Origin of the sequence: Vibrio sp. nBUS_14, assembly GCF_051201655.1 — a bacterium.
In the GTDB taxonomy this organism is placed as follows: Bacteria; Pseudomonadota; Gammaproteobacteria; order Enterobacterales; family Vibrionaceae; genus Vibrio.
This window is the reverse complement of the sequence record NZ_CP179206.1, coordinates 2,175,300-2,195,865: the sequence shown is the minus strand read 5'-3', so window position 1 is coordinate 2,195,865 and position 20,566 is coordinate 2,175,300. Positions and strand designations below refer to the sequence as shown.

The window sequence follows — 20,566 nt, the reverse complement described above, 5'->3', positions numbered from 1 at the left end:
CGCTGACTCATCTAACTTCTGCTCTACAATCTAAACACGGATGTTTGTTGAACACTTTCATGCTGTTTTCGCCATTTCAGATACACCCATCCTGTGAAACGCCTAAATTGACCTGATTTGGGCTTGAACCAGAGCATGGTGGACCAGCTCTGACAGCGGCTCCCCAGCCCTAAAGCGAAGAAACGTTAAACGGTGCCCACAAAGAATGCACTCAAACGGATCAACCTTCACATACCCTTTCAGCATAGCTGCGTAACCGGGCATTTCAGGTGCGTCTTTAGGAGCGACACCCAAGGCACCGTAGACCTTAGGGAGCATCTCACCACGACGTCGGTTTGATAGAAAACCGAAGTATCGAATCATTTTGAAGTGCTTATCTGGAATATGCTCAATCATGCGCTCTATCAGAGCTTCTGGACTCAAAATGAGGGATTCCGTTCGACCATTCCTATGGTTGAGGTAATCAAACGTCACCAAGCCTCCCTGGAAGTTATGTCGTAAACGCGACGCCGATATCGGTGGCCGTTTTAGGTATCGGCCGAGGTAAGTCATGGTTGGCGTCACGTTGGCTGTTTTCTTTGCAAAGTGCAGCTTCCATCGACGGCAATATTGGCTGGTTAAAAATCGGGACCAATCTTGCTCATTGCGAATAAAAGGGCAGTTTTCTCCACTTAAGTCTAACTCTGAGTAATTGGAGCTAAGAAGTTGAGTGATGGCGGTACGCCAACACTTCTCAGTGGTCTTAGCTTTAAAGAAAATGGGCTTCCATAGACCTGTCCTCTTACATAAGCCCCCGCGGGTGACAGATAAGTGGATGTGCACATTCCAATTCAGCTTTCTGCCGTAGGTATGAAGTGCACAGAACACGCCAATATCGATATCGAGTTGCTTTGCCCATCCTAAGAAGATTTTGGCTGCGCAGCTAAAGAGATGATTGAGAAGAAAACGATTATCCCGAAAGATGGGCCACAACGTGTGTGGTAGCGTCAACGTAACGTGTTGATACTCACACTCAGGAAAGACATGTTGTTGCTTTCGTATCCACCGCTCTGTGGCTTTTATGCCACAACTGCTGCAAAAGCGAGATTTACACGTCTGGTGAATGTATTTGTGATGGGTGCAGTCAGCATGAGTGCATCGATACTCTTTAGAGCCAAAAGCAGCGGTACTGCAAGCGAGCATCTTGGTGACGTTTTCAATGACGACGGTTCGGAGGGTTTCTCGGTACTTATTGAGGTAGTTCAGCCAAGTATCGTTGGCATTGAAGAGTTGTTTGATGGGCTTATTCGGATGCATGACCTATAGGATAAACGATCCATGTAAAGCACCCTAGTAGGTTGAGTCTCTTTGTTTTCGGCCGTAGGCCGCTCAGGCGACACCGTCGCCGGTTCTAATTCCTTACCTGTCACTTTAAGTCGGATCGTCGATAAAAAACGTAATCGTAACCACAAATATCAATGGTTGGACTCACTCTTAATAATATCGGTTAATGCAGCCAACAAATCGTTTTTGAACGTTTTTTGTTGAGTTATACCTCGCTATTCCAATGAGGTATCTTCTGTCGATGGCTCTATAGTGTGAGGTCTCCAGAATTGGAAAAATTCGGTTAATTTGGAACGCATCTGTGCTGAGTATAATGTAAAGCACTGGAGCCAAGGTTTTTTGGAATTGATGATAACGGCGAGGTGTATGTTTCTCCAGCGTACGACCAAAGTGAGATTACCGCATTGGCTGGCGCGACGATTGCGCTTGAACTGCTTTATGTTTGGAAGGCGAATCGCCTCGCTAAATCATAATCTTTTAAAGCTAACAGCATAACGCTACATACTGATTTTAAAGCCCACTAAAGTTCAACTTAGTGGGCTTTTTTGTTTTTGGTGGTGGATAAATAGAGCAACTCATCGTTGGAAATAAGCAGTTGATCCCTGTTATGAACTAATGCGCTATCAGGTGTACCTTATGCAAGTCGTACAATTGACTCTGGATAGAAATACATCATCTTTACTCTGGTTGCTGTCTCATATGTGGGACTTACCTCTGCTTTATTGTTAACGCATAACTCACCTCTATTAATGCCCCATATTCGCTAATGATTTATCAACCTTATTACTGTATATATTTATAAAACGAAGAGGTGCAATTACATTGTGTGTTTATTCTGTGGATACAGAAAACCACGGGTTTACCCGTGGATGAATGCCTTTGGAGACGGTACGATGGATAAATGCAATATTACACCTCATCCCATAGTGTCTACTACACGAAGTATCACGTAGTTTGGGTAACTAAGTACCGTCGGAAAATCCTGAATCCTGGTATGTGCAGCTACCTACGGAAGGTTATGCCAAAGTTACTGCGAAGTTTACCTGGCGTTGAGATTGAGACGATAGGCTTTGATGAAGATCATCTGCATATGATGATGCTTATCCCACCGAAATACAGTATTTCAGACGTCATGGGTAAACTAAAAAGCCAATCGTCGCACCACATGCGAAAAACGTTCAGTTGGCTAAGTAAGGTTTACTGGAAAGAGAACATTGTGTGGTCGCCAGGTTACTTTGTCAGTAGCGTAGGCGTGAATGAACAAGTTATAGCGAATTACGTTAGACACCAGGGCGAAAAGGATTCTGGTCAACTCCGCATGGAGTTGTAACAGTAAGTACCCCGTGCATGCACGGGGGTATCTACTTTCATATAAATCAGCATCCTACTAACTTTTAACTCAGGTTTTCAAAACCTAGCCAGAATACTTGGATTTGTGAAAAGACGTCTCGTCGTACAGACATGACATTTTTTATGGGGAAGACTAGGCTTAAGGGTAAGTAAACTATAAAAAAAACAGGTGAAATACTTCTCTCTTATAAAGCCGATTGGGCATAACAATGGATTGCCATTGATGAGAGCTAGTATGCGTTTAATTAAAACCTGAAATTGCTATTACAAATAATTTTCACGGCTCTAGAGAATAGTGCTTTGTGACAACGGGGGATATATGGATATCGAAGTTTCGCGCCAGGTTGCGGTAGTTGAAGCAACTAGTGGAGATGTCGTCGTAGTTAAGCCAGACGGCAGCGCAAGAAAAGTTTCAGTTGGCGATACCATCCGTGAAAATGAGATCGTGATTTCGGCCAACAAGTCAGAGCTTGTATTAGGCGTTCAGAATGATTCGATTCCGGTTGCAGATAATTGCGTCGGTTGTGTTGATCAAAACGCTGCATGGGTAGACGCTCCGATCGCCGGTGAGGTTAATTTTGACTTACAACAAGCAGACGCAGAAACCTTCACCGAAGATGACCTTGCTGCAATTCAAGAAGCCATTTTAGGCGGTGCCGATCCTACTCAAATCTTAGAAGCAACGGCTGCTGGTGGCGGACTAGGTTCTGCAAATGCCGGCTTTGTGACGATTGATTATAACTACACAGAAACTCATCCATCGACATTCTTTGAGACCGCTGGTCTAGCAGGGCAAACCGTTGATGAAGATCGAGAAGAATTCAGGTCGATCACTCGTTCCTCAGGTGGTCAATCAATCAGTGAAACACTGACGGAAGGCTCCATTTCTGGCAATACCTATCCCCAATCTATAACAACGACAGAAACGATTATTGCTGGTAGTTTAGCTCTTGCCCCTGACTCTTTCGTCCCAGAAACGCTATCCCTCGCTTCATTGCTTAGTGAATTTAATCAGTGACATTACCTCAAGTGGTCAGCCTGTCACCTTCACGTACGATGTGGCGACCAATTCTATCGTTGGTGTTCAAGGTACCGACGAAGTATTACGTATCGACATTGATGCCGTAAGTGTCGGAAATGACATTGAACTATCGCTGACCACAAGCGTTTCTCAACCGATAGATCATGCTCCGTCGATTGGTGGCGGACAGGTCTCCTTTACGGGCGACCAAATCAACATCGCTTTTGACATACAGGGCCAAGACACCGCAGGTAATCAGCTCGTCACACCAATTAATGCGCAAGTAACCGTCCTTGATGGGGTCGATCCGTCTGCCGAAAGCGTGTCATCGATAATGTTGAAACAAGCAGTGCTGCAATTGAAGGCACGTTTTCAAATATTGGTAGTGATAACCTACAGTCAGCTGTTTTGACCCTAGCGCACTTGCTCAATTTGATGGTGTGCTCAGTGATAATCAGGCGACCGTTGCATCCTTGTCTGCTGATGGAAGTACCATCACACTGTCAATCCAAGGTAGCGGCGACGTTATTTTAACCGTTAGCTTAGATACTGATGGTACCTATCGATTTGAGCAGTTGAGACCAATAGAGCAAGTAGGCACTGATTCGCTTTCTTTCTCTTTGCCAATGATGGTTACCGATTTTGACCAAGATATTGTAACCAATACCATCAACCTCACTATTTCTGATGGCGATAAACCAGTCATTACCAATGTCGACAGTATAGATGTTGATGAAGCTGGCATTGTTGGCGGTTCTCAAGAAGGGACGGCAACGGTCTCAGGGAGTGGCAGTGTCACCTCAGAAATTTTTGACAGTGACCTTATCGATCATCATGAACTTGAACCTGCAGAGTTTAATACCAGTGGCACACTGATATTAAACGGCGAGGGTGTGTTACTCGAATTGGTTGATGAAACCAATGGTGTGCGAACGTACGAAGGCTATGTTGAGGTTAATGGCGCAAGAATTACGGTTTTTGATATAAAAATTGATAGCCCATCTTTGGGTAGCTATGAATTTAACCTCTATGAAGAATTGTCGCATCAAGGTGCTGAAGACGCACTTTTAACCTTTGCACTGCCTATCTATGCGGTAGATGCAGATGGCGATAGATCGGCGTTATCTAGTGGTTCAAGTACTCCAGAAGCTGCCCAGATTCTTATCAACGTTAAAGATGATGTCGTTGAACTGGTTGATAAGGTTGAATCTGTTACCGAGCCGACTTTAGCTAGCGATACCGTTGTCTCGTATAACCTGTTTAATTTCGAAGGTGCGGATGGTTCGACAATTCAATCATTCAACTACGATGGTTCTGATTATTCACTTGATCAAAGCTTACTGCCTGATGCTCCACAAACTTTCAGTTTTACTGAAGGTGTGGTCACTATAGCGCTAAACGGTGATTTCAGCTTTGAAGTTGCTCGTGATATCGATCATTCAAGTAGCGAAACTATCATCAAACAGTTTTCATTCTTAGCAGAAGATGGTGATGGGGACACTGATACATCAACGCTTGAGTTAAGTATTACCGATGGTCAAAATCCGGCAATCAATCTGATTCCACCTGTTACTTTATCTGAAACCAATCTAGCTGATGGCTCTGCACCAAGTGGAAGTGCAGTAAGTGCAACCAACACTATCACCTTTACTTCTGGCAGTGATGACGTGGCGAATTTCCGCATTGAGCCTACAGAGTTCAATGTCGGCGGCGCACTGAAATCGAATGGCTTTGTGGTTGAGATAAAAGAAGACTCGGCGAATCCAGGTACCTACATTGGTTTCATTACTGATGGCTCAAACCCTGAAATTCCAGTGTTTACGATTAGCTTCTCGTCCACCACGCTTGGTGAATACACCTTTACTCTATTGGAAGCGTTGGACCATGCCGATGGCCTAGCGAACAATGTTCTGAGCTTTGATCTTCCGGTATATGCGGTAGACAGCGATGGCGATGATTCTGTTGTGTCCCAACTGAATGTGGCTATCGGTGATGATGTTCAAATCATGCAAGATGGCACATTGAACATTGTTGAGCCTAATCTAGCTGATGGCACGGTGACCACTAATACCATTGATGTGATGCCAAACCAAAGTGCTGATGGCGCGACGATTACTCAGTTCATCTATGACGGCCAACTTAGAACGCTTGACCAAAATGACACGGGTGAGCAGCAATTCAGTTTCACGGAAGGCGAGCTGTTTATCACGCTGCAAGGTGAGGTACGATTTGAACCAAACCGTAACCTAGACCACTCTGCGAGTGAAGACATCGTGAAGTTGATAGAGGTCACCTCAAGTGATTTCGATAAAGATCCAATAACATCAACGGTTACTCTGACCATTACCGATGGTGATAACCCGACAATCGATGCGGTACCGAGCGTCTCACTCAAAGAAGCGGATCTGGTTGATGGCTCATCACCAAGTGGTAGTGCGGTTAGCCAAACAGAAACCATCACTTTTACCAACCAAAGTGATGATGTTGAAAAATTCCGTTTGGAGCCGAGTGAGTTTAATACTGGCGGTACTCTGAAGTCTGATGGCTTGGTGATTGAGATTCGAGAAGACCCTGCGGGTTCGGGTAACTACATAGGCTTCACCACAGACACTTCAAATGTCGAGACTACAGTCTTCACGCTTGCATTTAGCAGCACGACTGTAGGTGAGTACACCTTCACTCTTATAGAAGCGATTGATCACACACCAATTCAAGGTAACAACGACCTAACGTTTAACTTGCCGGTGTACGCGGTCGATAGCGATGGCGATGATTCTCTAATGTCGCCACTTGCTGTGACGATTACCGATGATATCCAAGTCATGGTAGATGGCGCGTTTACGATTGAAGAGCCGACTGTCGCTGATTTAGCAGCGGGTACGCCGACAACTACGACCGTGAATGTTCTTGATCAAGAAGGGGCAGACGGCACGACCATCACCCAAATCAATTATGACAACGGCACAGTGTTTACGCTTGACCAGAGCAATACTGGGGAGCAGAAGTTTGTGGTTGCTGAAGGTTCGCTTTACATCACGCTGCAAGGTGATGTGCGCTTTGAACCAAACCGTAATCTCGACCATACAAGTGGAGGCATCGTTAAGTCGATAGTCGTGACTTCAAGCGACTCAGATAGTGATGTTGTTACTTCTACAGTCACGTTGACTATTACTGATGGTGATATTCCAACGATCGACAATGTACCAAGCGTTACTTTATCTGAAACTAATTTGAGTGATGGCTCTACACCAAGTGTTGCCGCGGTCAGTCAAACAGAGACGATTACCTTTACGAATCAAAGTGATGACGTGGCGAGTTTCCGTATTGAACCGACAGAATTCAATGTTGGTGGGGCGCTCAAATCAAATGGGCTGGTGGTCGAGCTAAAAGCAGACCCAAGCACACCAGGTGGTTACATCGGTTTTGTGACAGATGGTTTGAACGTCGAATACAACGTGTTCACGATCAGTTTCTCTAGTACTACCCTTGGCCAATACACTTTCTCGTTATTGGAAGCGTTAGATCATGTGGATGGTTTAGCAAACAACGATCTTAGCTTTGACCTTCCTGTTTATGCGGTAGACACCGACGGCGACGATTCATTGGTGTCACAGTTGAATGTGACTATCGGTGATGATGTTCAAATCATGCAAGATGGGGCTCTAAATATTGTCGAGCCAACAGTTGCTGATTTGGCTGCGGGTACACCTACGACAACTACCGTTAATGTGTTTGATAAAGAAGGGGCAGACGGCGCGACCATCACACAATTCACTTATGATGGCGGGACTGTACTAACGCTTGACCAGAATGATACTGGTGAGCAGAAGTTCGTTGTTGCTGAAGGTTCAGTGTATATCACTATTCAAGGTGACGTTCGCTTCGAGCCGAACCGTAATCTCGACCATACTAGCGGAGATATCGTTAAACAGATCGAGGTCACCTCAAGCGATTTCGATAAGGATACCGTGACCTCGACAGTCACCCTGACGATTACTGATGGTGATATCCCGACCATTGATACGGTGCCAAGTGTTACTCTGTCTGAAACCAATCTTGCTGATGGCTCAGCGCCAAGTAGCGGTGCTGTAAGTCAAACTGATACGATCACTTTTACTAATCAAAGTGATGATGTGACCCGTTTCCGTATTGAACCTATAGAGTTCAATGTCGGCGGCGCACTGAAATCGAATGGTTTTGCAGTCGAGATAAAAGAAGATTCAGCGAATCCGGGCACTTATATCGGCTTCATTATTGATGGCTCAAATACTGAAATTCCAGTATTCACGGTTAGCTTCTCGACCACGACTCTTGGTGAATACACCTTTACTTTATTCGAAGCGTTAGACCATGCAGATGGCCTAGCGAACAATGATCTGAGCTTTGATCTTCCGGTCTATGCGGTCGACAGCGATGGCGATGACTCTTTGGCGTCTCAACTGAATGTAACCATCGGCGATGATGTTCAAATCATGCAAGACGGTACGTTAGATATCGTTGAGCCAAATCTGGCTGATGGTACGGTAACAACCAATACCATTGATGTAATGCCAAACCAAAGTGCTGATGGTGCAACGGTTACTGAGTTTTCTTTTGGTGGAGTCGTTAAGATGTTGGATCAGAGCATCGCAGGCGAGCAGCAATTCAGTTTCACAGAAGGTGAGTTGTACATCACCCTTCAAGGTGAGATGCGCTTTGAGCCCAACCGTAACTTAGACCATTCCGCGAGCGAAGACATTGTTAAGTCGATAGTCGTGACATCCAATGACTTTGATAACGATCCGGTGACTGCGACCGTAACTTTGACCATAACCGATGGCGACAACCCGACTATCGATGCGGTGCCGAGTGTTGCACTTGAAGAAGCGGATCTGGCTGATGGTTCGTCACCAAGTGGCAGTGCGGTTAGCCAAACAGAAACCATCACTTTTACCAACCAAAGTGATGATGTTGTAACATTCCGCTTAGAGCCGAGTGAGTTTAATACTGGCGGTACTCTGAAGTCTGATGACTTAGTGATTGAGATCCGAGAAGAGCCTGCGGGTTCGGGTAACTACATCGGATTCACTACGGACATTTCAAATGTAGAAACCACGGTCTTCACACTTGCATTTAGCAGCACGACGTTAGGTGAATACACCTTCACGCTTTTAGAAGCGATTGACCATACACCAATTCAAGGTAATAACGACCTAACATTCAACTTGCCTGTGTATGCGGTCGATAGTGATGGCGATGACTCTCTGATGTCGCCTTTGGCTGTAACGATTACCGATGATATTCAAGTCATGGTGGATGGTGCTCTCAGCATTGAAGAGCCAACAGTGGCTGACTTAGCCACGGGCACGCCGACAACAACGACCGTCAATGTTCTTGATCAAGAAGGGGCTGATGGCACGACTATCACCCAAATCAATTACGATAATGGCACCGTGTTTACGCTTGACCAGAGTAATACGGGTGAGCAAAAGTTTGTGGTTGCTGAAGGCTCGCTCTATATCACGCTTCAAGGCGATGTGCGCTTTGAACCAAACCGCGATCTTAATCACTCGGGCGGGGATATCGTTAAGTCGATAGTGGTCAGTTCAAGTGACTCTGATAGTGATGTGGTGACTTCGACAGTAACGCTAACCATTACCGATGGCGATCTACCAATCATCAACGTCATCCCTGGCGTGAGTCTTTCTGAAGTCGATCTGGCTGATGGCTCTGCACCAATAGGCAATCCAGTATCGACGACTCAAGTGATTACCTATACCGAGGGTAGTGATGATGTTAGTCATTTCAGAATTGACCCTGTTCAGTTCAATACTTCGGGGGCTTTGAAGTCGAATGGCTTAGAGGTTGAGATTAAAGAGCAGCCAGCGAACTCTGGAAACTATATTGGCTTTGTAAAAGACAGTGCTAACGTAGAAACCAATGTATTTACGATAAGCTTCTCAGAGACCAATTTAGGTCAATATACCTTTACGTTGCTGGAAGCATTAGACCATGCCGATGGTCTCATCACTAACGATGTGAGCTTTGATGTGCCGGTTTACGCGGTGGACAGTGATGGCGATGACTCGCTGATGTCTCCGTTAAGTGTCACGATTGACGATGATGTTCAAATCATGCAAGACGCGGCGTTATCCATTGTTGAACCTTCACTGGCTGATCTCGTGGCAGGTACTCCAACTACGCCAACCATCGATGTTATGCCGACTCAAAGTGCTGATGGCGCAAAGGTTACCCAATTTATTTACGATGGTGGTACTGCTGTCACCTTGGATCCGAATGTATCGACAGAGCAGGTGTTTACCGTAGCCGATGGTTTACTGTACATCACGATTGAAGGCGAAGTTCGCTTTGAGCCAAATCGAAACCTGGATCATTCAGCGGGTGATCTTGTTAGAACGATTGTGGTAACGACCAGCGACTTTGATAATGATACTGATACCGCGGATGTAACATTAACGATCCAAGATGGTATTGATCCGGTTATCGATGTTGTTCCGAGCGTGAACTTATCGGAAGTGAACCTAGCTGATGGCTCAACGCCGAATGGTTCTGTGGTGAGTTCAACACAAACCATTACCTACACCGTGGGGAGTGATGATTTAAGCCACTTTAGAATCGCGACCAACGAATTCAACCCAGGTGATGTGTTAAAATCAAACGGTCTTGTTGTTCAGCTAAAAGAAGATCCGGCTTCACCGGGTGACTACATCGGGTTTACTGATGATGGGGCAGGTAACGTAACGAATGTATTTACCATTGATTTTGATAGTGTCAATAAAGGTCAGTTCACCTTCACGCTGATTGAGGCACTCGATCACCTTGATGGCGCGCTTAATAACAATCTTAACTTCAACTTACCTGTTTATGCGGTTGATACTGATGGTGATGACTCGGTTAAGCGTGATGTTGTTGTGACCATTCAAGATGACCTTCAACAAATGCAAGATGGCACGTTAACCATCACAGAGCCAAATACTGGCACACCAACTACCTCGACCGTTGATGTCTTGCCTACGCCAAGTGCTGATGGGGCAACCATTACACAGTTCACCTATGACGGTGGATCTGCGATTACTTTGGATCAAAGCATCATCGGTGAGCAGGAATTTGTTTTCACTGAAGGCTCGCTGTTTGTCACTTTGGATGGCGATGTAAGGTTTGAACCAAATCGTAATCTTGACCACTCAGCAGGCGACATTGTTAAGCTGATTGAATTTACTTCATCTGATTTTGATAAGGATATTTTCTCTTCAACGGTCACACTTACTATCGTTGATGGTGATGGACCAACGTTGAATGTCGTTCCGAGCGTTAGCTTGTCTGAAAGCTTGTTGGCTGATGGTTCAACGCCGAGTGGCAGCCCAGTCAGTGTGACCCAAACCATTACTTCACTCGCAAGCAGTGATGACATCGAGAAAATTGTCGTTGAAGTAGGGCTGTTTAATACCAGCGGTGTATTGAAGTCTGATGGCCTTGAGTTGAGCTTACGTGAAGAGCCTGCTGGTTCAGGTGATTATATAGCATTCACAACGGATGGCTCGGGTGTTGAGAAAGTTATCTTCACCCTAGAATTTGATAACACCAATCCGAGTGAGTACACGTTTACTTTGTTAGAGCGTTTGGATCATGTTGACGGATTAGGAAACAACGATCTCAGCTTTGACTTGTCGGTGTATGCACAAGACACCGATGGCGATATTTCACCGTCTAAACCGCTTTCTGTGACCATCAGTGATGACGTTCAACTGATGCAATCTGGTGCTCTTAGTATCACAGAACCAAGCACGGGTACTCCTACCACAACGACATTTGATGTGATGCCTGCGCAAAGTGCTGATGGCGCCACCATAACCAAATTTACTTATGGTAGTCAGCCTGAAGAATCTCTGGTGCAAACCGATACTGGTCAGCAAGAGTTCGTATTTACAGAAGGTTCGTTGTTTATCACGCTTGAAGGCGATGTGCGCTTTGAGCCTAATCGAAATCTGAATCATTCTGGTGGTGATATCGTTAAGACGATTACCGTGACATCGGAAGACAAAGACGGCGATATTGTCACTTCGACTGTGACACTGACGATTTCAGATGGTGCGCCACCGGTAATTGATACTGTACCCACAGTTGCATTGGAAGAAGCGAATCTCGTGGATGGCTCATCTCCGAGCTTACCTGTGAGCCAAACTGAAACCATTACTTTCACAGCGGGAAGTGATGATGTGAGTCATTTCCGTATTGATACCACTCAGTTCAACACGTCTGGTGATTTGAAATCGGATGGTCTAGTGGTTCAGCTTAAAGAAGATCCAGCCAACAGCGGAACCTATATTGGTTTCGTTGAAAGTGGGGGTGTTCAAACGGATATCTTTACCATCACTTTTAGTAGTGTAGTGTTAGGCGAATACACGTTCACTCTGTTGGAAGAGCTCGATCATCTGTCTGTACAAGGCAACAACGATCAAGTATTCAGTCTGCCTGTGATCGCGGTCGACCAAGATAATACCGATTCTGTGATGAAACCTCTGTCCGTTACTATCACCGATGATGTGCCTGTCATTACCAATATGACAGCGACCAGTACACTTGTAGTTGATGAAGATGATCTTGGATCTGTGGTTTCTCAAGCAACAGGTGCATTTGTTACCACAGAAGGTGCTGACCAAGTAGAGGTTTACGAACTGCGTAATATCTCTGCTCTTGAAGCGACATTGACCTCTGGAACTGAATCGATTTCTATTACAGAAATCACAGGGATTGCGAACACAACGACTTATCAAGGTACGACGACAAGCGGGGCTCCTATCTTCACGCTCGCGCTAGCGAATGATGGCTCTTATACGTTTACCTTGTTAGGTCCTCTAAATCATCCAACAAGTCTGAATTCCAATACCTTAATGATTCCGTTCGATGTCGTTGCGGTTGATGGTGACGGTGATGACTCTAATCAGTATGAATTGCCGATCGAAGTGCTCGATGATGTGCCTTTGATGGCAGCTCCGACTGGTGAAACAGTTGTCGATGAAGACGATCTTATCGGTATTGGCTCGGATCAATCCGAAGATACCATTATTAACGGACTATTCACCGTTGATGAAGGCGCTGATGGTGTTGTTAAGTACGAATTGGTCGATGAAAACTTAGTGATTGCAGGTTTAACTTCTGATGGAGAAAGCCTAGAGTGGCTGCCTGTTTCACAAAGCGGTACAACCTTCACTTATGTTGCACAGACGGTAACCAGCAATCAGCCTGTGTTTGAAATCATTTTTGATACCTCAAACAACAGCTATCAATTTGAGCTGTTTAGACCACTTAAGCATCCTGATGGCGCGAATGAAAACACCATAGATCTTGATTTCTCTGTCGTGGCTGAAGATTTTGACCAAGACCAGTCGAATGCGATCGATCTGACGATTACTGTAACTGATGATGTTCCATTGGTGACCACTCAATCGATCACGCGAATTGAAGGTCAGAATTATAGTGGTTCAAAAGTCGATATGTTTTCGAACGCGACGGATATTGGCGCTGATAGCGCAGCACTGACTCGCATAGAAGGCACTACTAGTAACGGTGTAGATATTGTTTTTCGAGCAGTAAACAGTGGGCCGTACAGCAGCAGCTTTGATTTAAACAGTGGTACTCAGCAGATACGAGTGTATGAACAAACCGACGATGGTAGTGGCGGTATCGACACCCGTGAACTTGGTCGTTTACGTATTAATTCAAATGGTGAAGTGGAGTTTAGAGCGAGCGATCATCTAGAGCACGATGGAGACACTATCGACTTCTCAATTAATGTGATTGCCACTGATGCAGATTTAGATACCTCTGAAACACCGTTAGATATCACCATCACGGATCGAAATTCATCATCCATCGCGCTCAAAGTGACTACGTTTGAGGATGTAGGTAGAGACTCAATAATACCTTTTGCGACAGGTGATACTCCAGTTCTTGAAAATATTCAAGATAACCAAAGTGGATTAGCAGATGCGCCAGCGCAAGTTACACTAGAGGTTAATCTGAAGGATCAAGATAACAATGAGTCCATCGGCCAGTTGACGATTCAAAGTGGAAACCACAAGGGAACTTTCTATTACTTTGATGGAGCGGAATATCACAAGCTCGTTGCTGAACCAAACGGTGATATCTTGTTTGGTTCACCTCAAATGCAGCAGAGCTTTGCTCCAAGCACAAACCAACCATTAGACATCATCGCGACAATCGATAATTTGTTCTTTGTTCCACAACAAAATATTGGTTCCGTACAAAATGGTATTCAGATTAACTATGAACTCGAAATTGATAATAATGGTGCTCTTGATCATACAATAAACTCAAACTTTAGAATCGAGGTTGAAGCGGTAGCCGACATAGCGACTTGGGATAATGCGAATAGTACCTATCAATATCAAGTCAATGAAGATGACCATAATGTGACTTTTCAGCTGAATGCCGAGTCACAAGATAGTAGTAATACAGAGACCATCACCTATGAGCTTGAAATAATCCAAGGTGACGGGAATTTCGATCTCTTGGATCAATTTGGCAATACGTTAGCACCAGTTAATGGCATCTATATTATTGCTTCTGCGGATATTAATACTACGATGGTTAACCCAATCGATAACTTTTCTGGGCAAATTGAGTTTATAGCTACTGCTATTACTGAGGAGATGCTCAACCCATATGATGATTCGGCTAACGGAGGGTTAAACGACAAAACAATTGCTCGCTCTGAGGTGCAAACCATCATTATTGACGTCACAGCGGATGCTGATATTGGTAGGATTAGTGTTAACCGGATACGCATCAATGAAGATAATATTGATGACCCAAACTATACTGGAGTTCTTGCCAATAAAGATACCTTCACGCTGGACGAAGTGATAACCATGAATGGCTCGGTGGACACTGATGGTTCTGAAGAGCTGTTTGTTCGCGTCAGTAATATAACCGGAGGTGCGGTTCTTTATCCCGTAGGAAGCACAGAGCCAGTACCAACAGTCACAATCAATGGTGTTGATTATCAGGAAGTAGCGTATTCTAATTTGGCGTTCACTAAGGTTGTCCCGGCCGAACACAGTAACGAAGATTTTACGTTTGAGGTCACGGGGGTTGTAAAAGATACTGCGAACCTTTCAGCGGGAGGTCAAGTTGATGAAGAAGTATTGAGTACTAATACGGTGAACGTTGAGGTGATCGGTGTTGCTGATAGCCCTTATAGTTTCACGGACGGTACCGATTGGAGTGAATTTGTAGATGGTACCACAACTGGCGTTCAAACCACGATTCAGGAGAGTCAAAATGGCAGTAGTTTTGCCGAACTTGATTTCACGCTATTGTCGGGAGAGAGAAGACCTTTAAATGGTTCGACTCCTCTACTAGGCGACGGTTCGGAATCAGTAACCGTTGTCCTATCGGGCATTCCTGCAGGTGTTATTTTGGAGGATGGAGACGGCACCGCGATTGACCTCAACTTTGTCGGCTATGAAACTAATATGGCTGGCAGTCCTGACCTGTCTAAACCAATATATGAAGCAAATATCACTGTGGCTGGTACAACGCCGGGCATCCGTATTCGACCTGTCGACTCTTCGACTGAAAATATTCATATTCAGGGTAAAGTGATCGTGACCGAAAATGACGGACACACGCTGTCTTTTGATCAGGAGATTCGGATTCTGGTTGAGCCTGTCATCGATACCTCTGTGACCTACAACAATGTCACAAATGGGAATGAAGATACTGTTATTAATATTGATTGGCATCCCGAAGGGACAGATTATATTGATTCGGATGAGCATTTTACATCAATTACTATCAGCGAAATTCCAAATGATGTTGAAAATGTCGTTGTTAACGGCGATGTGACTTGGGTTTACGATTCTGCTGCTGGTACTTTAACTATATCTCCCAAAATTGGTCAGACAGCGGAAGAGTTTACTCAGATCGCATTGAATAACAACTTCATTCAAATAATGTCAGCCCAAGATTCGAGTATCGATTTTGTTCTCAATACGGTTGTCACACTTGAAGAGACAGACCATGAATATGTTGATGTTACTGCCCCAGGTCAGGGGATCGTAACAACAACTATTACTGGCTCTATTAACGTTGTCGTGCGACCTGCGGTTGAACCTGAAGATACCAGCAACAAACTTGTGGTTGATGAGGTTGCAGGTCTAACAGATCTAACAACAGTGGTTGCGGATGCTCTGACCGGCGTCCTCAAATTTACAACCAACAGTGACAATACATCGGAAACGGATGAATTCGTGATTCGTTACCAAGAAACAGATGCTTCGTCCGCTATCGAAAAAGTGGACCAGTTAGTTATTCAATTAACAAACTTGAACGACTCAGCGCTATCAGATGATGTGCTCAATCAGTTACTTGTTATTGGAGCTGCTTATGAAGGCAATGGTCGCTGGGTGGTAACAAATGAAGATCTATTTAGTATTAGTGCACCAAATGGTCTTGCGTTCCCGCCAGTATCTAACATTCCAGGCACTTTCAATGACATTAAAATGACCATCTTTAGTACCGTGATTGATCGAGGTGATGGCACCGAAACTGAGTCATCACCTGTGGTTCAAAGGGAGGAAGAAGTGAACTTGTCATTCCCGGAAGTGCTTGTTGGTGGGAATGAGGTGGCTTCAGATATTACGATGATACAAGATAGTGTTGTCGATGCTATAGAGGACACACAGCTAGATTTGGGGAATGCGCTAAATAGTCTGATCACTTTCTCCGGGGAAGATACTTCAACAGACCAAGTGACTGTCATTATTGATGACTCTGTTACCATTACCCCAGGAGGGACATTCCCAATCAGTTTAGGAGGAGACTGTGATGTTGACTTTGTAAATGGGAAGTATGTGTTCGAAACTACCGTCGATCAGGGCGTTCTGACAGATTTCTCTGGCCTGCTGCTCAACCTGCCTGCTGACTATTCTGGCGATTTTAGGTTGCCAATCACCATCGTGACTAAAGATACACAGTCTGGTGATGAGAAAACCTTGGTGACTGATGTAGTTATTAAAGTCGCTCCTGACGTTGAAGGTAATCCAGACATTGATGTTACGGTTGTTGGTTCGCTCGATGAATCATTTAATTCTGTCGATACTGATGGTCAACCCGGACAAGATCCAGTTGGCTACGAAGATACCTATATTGAGCTTGATTTCAACTCAACGATCACGGATCAGGTTTCTGGTGACGAGGGTGGTCGGGAGGAGCTCACATCAGTTACTTTAACATTGGACGATCCTTCAATCGGTGCATTCTATGAAAATACAGGAGTATCACTAGGTACATCTATAACGTTTAACCAAGCGCAAATAGCAGCGGGTGCACTCGATAATGTGCTTTTTAAAGCAATAGAAAACTTCCCAACTGGAAATGATGTGAACCAAGTACAGATCAACGTTAGCGGTACAATTACAGATACTGCAAGTTACAACGACGTCTCTTCTCCTGTTGGCACAACCATTGACACAGATACGTTTAGTACGACCCTTAATTTCGGGGTTATTCCGGTTGTCGATGACGTAATTTTAACTGGACCTGGCAGTACCCCGAATGTCATTGAGATTACGGGCAATGAAGACCAGCTCATTTCTTTGGCAGGTACAAATCCTGTATCAATGGCTTTAACTGACCTCGATGGCTCAGAACAGTTTGTGTCAATTAAGTTTACAGATATTCCTGATGGTTTTCAGATTCGTGCTGATGTTGGTTCGGCTTATATCGTGAAGCACAATGGCGGGGGTGAGTGGGGGGTTCAATTACCTCAAACTTCAGGGGTGTCATTCGACTTAAGTGAGATTTCGATTTTACCACCTAAAGATTTCAGTGGTACAGCTGAATTTGGTGTTGAAGTCTTCACTCAAGAATCTTTGTTGGGTGTGCCTACTGCGGCGGCAAACTTGCCAAGCTTCAAACTGCATGTGGTACCTGTTGGCGATGTTGTTGATACAACTGTTGATGTTGATGCTCCTCCTACCGACTCTATTTCGGGCAATGAAGGGCAAAATATTGATATTGTGATCAATGCTTCTATTTTGGACAAAGAGCTATCTGCAACGGGTAGTGGCACTTATACCGAAAATGCACCCGAAACACTTCGGGTAGAAGTGGCCGGCGTGCCTCAATATGCTTCTATCTACTATCCAGACGGAACCACTTTGGGCATCTATGATCCAGCGATGCAGATCTGGACGTTAGATGTTCCAACACAGTCGTTAGATAAGATCGTATTTAACTCAGGTGAACACAACAGTGTCACTGGCAATACGCAGGGTATTAGTGGCCCATTGCAGATTACGGTGCGCTCGGTAGACACTGACGCTGATAATATAGAGTATCTAGGCACACCAACCAGCTTCGACGTTGATTTGGTTATTGATCCTATCAACGATCAGCCGACGTTTGTGAACGCAACTCATATTGAAACACCTGAAGGCATTAGTGTCGATATAGACCAATTTAATATTTATGATGTTGATGCTAGCTTTGACAACCCAGATGCAAATTACGTGCTGACGTTGGAAATTGACCAATCATTGCCGGGAGCTCAGGGTGTGTTAGAGTTTACAAACTCTGCAGGTGTTACGTTTGGATTGCAACCTGATGGTTCGCTTGTAATTACAGGTAAAGAAGCCGACATCAATGCCGCGTTGACTAATGGGGCTGTGACATTTAAACCCGACCCAAACCAGAACTACCTCAACCAGAGTGGTTTAGTCACAATCAATGCAACGCTCGATGATGGTGGTAATAACGGCTTGATTGACGCGGGTGATCCGAATACCGCTCAAACCCATCAAACTACGTTCACCATTAAGGTGACGGAAGTGAATGACGCTCCGGTCGCGACTGATGTCGATTTAGGCTCGATTGCGGAAGACGGTCAAATCGTGATTGTTGAAAGTGACTTGATTGCAGCGAGTTCTGACCCTGAAAACCACAACCTCACGGTAACAGGTGTCACCCTGACTCAGGGACAAGGTCAGCTAACGCGCTTTGAAAATGCTGGTGGTGCTGATGACGCTGGGATAACTGGACCATTCTGGATATTCATTGCAGCCAATGATTTCAATGGCGATGTGAAGTTCAATTACGACATCATTGATGACGGTACCACCAATGGTGTGGATGATTTCTTAACTGATAATGCTGAAATTAGCCTTGTCGTTACTGAAGTGAATGATCAGCCAGTGGCATCGGACATTGATTTGGGCGCCATACTTGAAGAAGGTCAGTTGATCATCAAAGAAGAAGACTTGATTTCTGCAACCACTGATCCGGAAAACGATACGATTACTGTGAACAGTTTGGTGCTCGATCAAGGTCAGGGTCAATTACAGCGCTTTGAGAATGTAGGCGGTGCTGATGACGCTGCGATCACTGGCCCGTACTGGGTATTTACCGCAGCCGACGAATACAGCGGTGATGTTAAGTTCACTTATACCGTTGAGGACGATGGCACAACCAATGACGCTAATGACTTCCTAACGGATACTGCAGAGATCACTGCGATTGTCGATGGAGTGAACGATACACCTGTTGTTAATGGTGACAGCGTCACTACGACTATTGACGAGGATGCAGGTCAGCTATTGAGTGGTATCAATGTCAGTGACCCTGATTATGTTGATACATTTTCTGATGATCTTATGACCGTCACTCTGACAGTGGATTACGGTACATTGAATGTAACACTTCCGGCAGTGACGACGGTGATGGTCAACGGCAACAACACCGGTTCGGTCATATTAGTCGGTACTCTGAGTGACCTAAATGCACTGATTGATACGCCAACCAGTCCAAATGGTGTTTACCTTGATGCGAGCCTGTCTCCAACCAATAGCATTGGCTTAGAAGTTGTCGCCAATGACAGCGGCAACCCTTCTGGTATCGCGATAGAGACAACGCCTGTTGTTTACAATATCGCGGTAACGCCAGTCGCGAATGCGCCAACCTTATCGATTGATACAGCGTCTAATTACGTGAGAAACATTACTGCGAGTCAGTCAGTCAGTGCGAGTGGTATTCCTTTGGTTGGAATTATCGCCGCCTTAACGGACATTACAGAGGAGCTAACGCTGCATATCAGTGATGTACCTGCTGGTGCTCAAATCACCAGTGACGTTGGTTCTGTGACTGATCTCGGTGGTGGTGTTTGGGTGGCAACGGCAGATGCGATCGATAGCTTGCAGGCGGTAGGGCTTTCTCAAACTCCGGGTAGCTACACGCTTAAAGTTGAGGCGGTTGCTGAAGAGACTGACAACAACGACACGGCGACCTCGGCTTCAATCGACCTTAATCTGAACATTGTGTCGGACGCGGTCGACATTAACCTGGCTTCGGAAACCGACGATATTCAGCTATTGGCTGGCGCGAATGCGACTGATATAACTGGTGGTTCAGGTAATGATCGACTGGAAGGTGGCGCGGGTGACGATACGCTGGTTGGCGGTGATGGCAACGACACACTCATTGGCGGGGGTGGTTCAGATATCCTAACCGGTGGTGACGGGATGGATTCGTTCGTATGGCTTAATATCGAAGATGGCGTTGAAGACACCATTACCGATTTCAGCCTATCTGAAGGTGACCAGATCGACTTGCGCGAAGTATTGCCAGAGCTGAAGAACACATCTCCAGACATGACGGCTTTACTGCAACAGATAGACGCAAAAGTGGAAGGGGATGATATTGAGCTTACGATCAAGTCTGATGGTTTAGGTACTACTGAACAGGTGATTGTGGTTGAAGATCTTGCTCCTCAGCTAACCTTAAGTGGCATCATGCCTTCGGATATTTTGGATGCGTTAGTAAAGCAGAACGTGATCACTCACGGTTAACGCG

Annotated in this window: 2 protein-coding genes and 2 pseudogenes; 3 read left to right on the top strand and 1 reads right to left on the bottom strand. The window is 45.1% G+C overall.

All coding sequences use genetic code 11. The features are described 5' to 3' along the window. Nucleotides 1-102: 102 nt before the first annotated feature. Entirely contained in the window at nt 103-1,296 is a 1,194-nt protein-coding gene (locus ACMAZD_RS10290) for an IS91 family transposase (protein ID WP_435247154.1), read from the bottom strand. A 389-nt stretch (nt 1,297-1,685) separates the two neighbouring features. On the opposite strand from ACMAZD_RS10290, the pseudogene ACMAZD_RS10285 reads away from it, so the two are divergent. The 3 genes and pseudogenes from ACMAZD_RS10285 to ACMAZD_RS10275 form a co-directional block, all read left to right on the top strand. Further along, nucleotides 1,686-1,796 (top strand): annotated as a pseudogene (locus tag ACMAZD_RS10285) (agmatinase); the annotation flags it as partial. 428 nt (nt 1,797-2,224) lie between these two features. Continuing rightward, on the top strand, nt 2,225-2,653 hold the full coding sequence (tnpA, locus tag ACMAZD_RS10280; RefSeq protein ID WP_140150538.1) for an IS200/IS605 family transposase: 429 nt from the start codon (nt 2,225-2,227) through the stop codon (nt 2,651-2,653). A gap of 339 nt (nt 2,654-2,992) precedes the next feature. Beyond that, nucleotides 2,993-20,562, top strand: a pseudogene (locus ACMAZD_RS10275) (retention module-containing protein). Nucleotides 20,563-20,566: the final 4 nt, after the last annotated feature.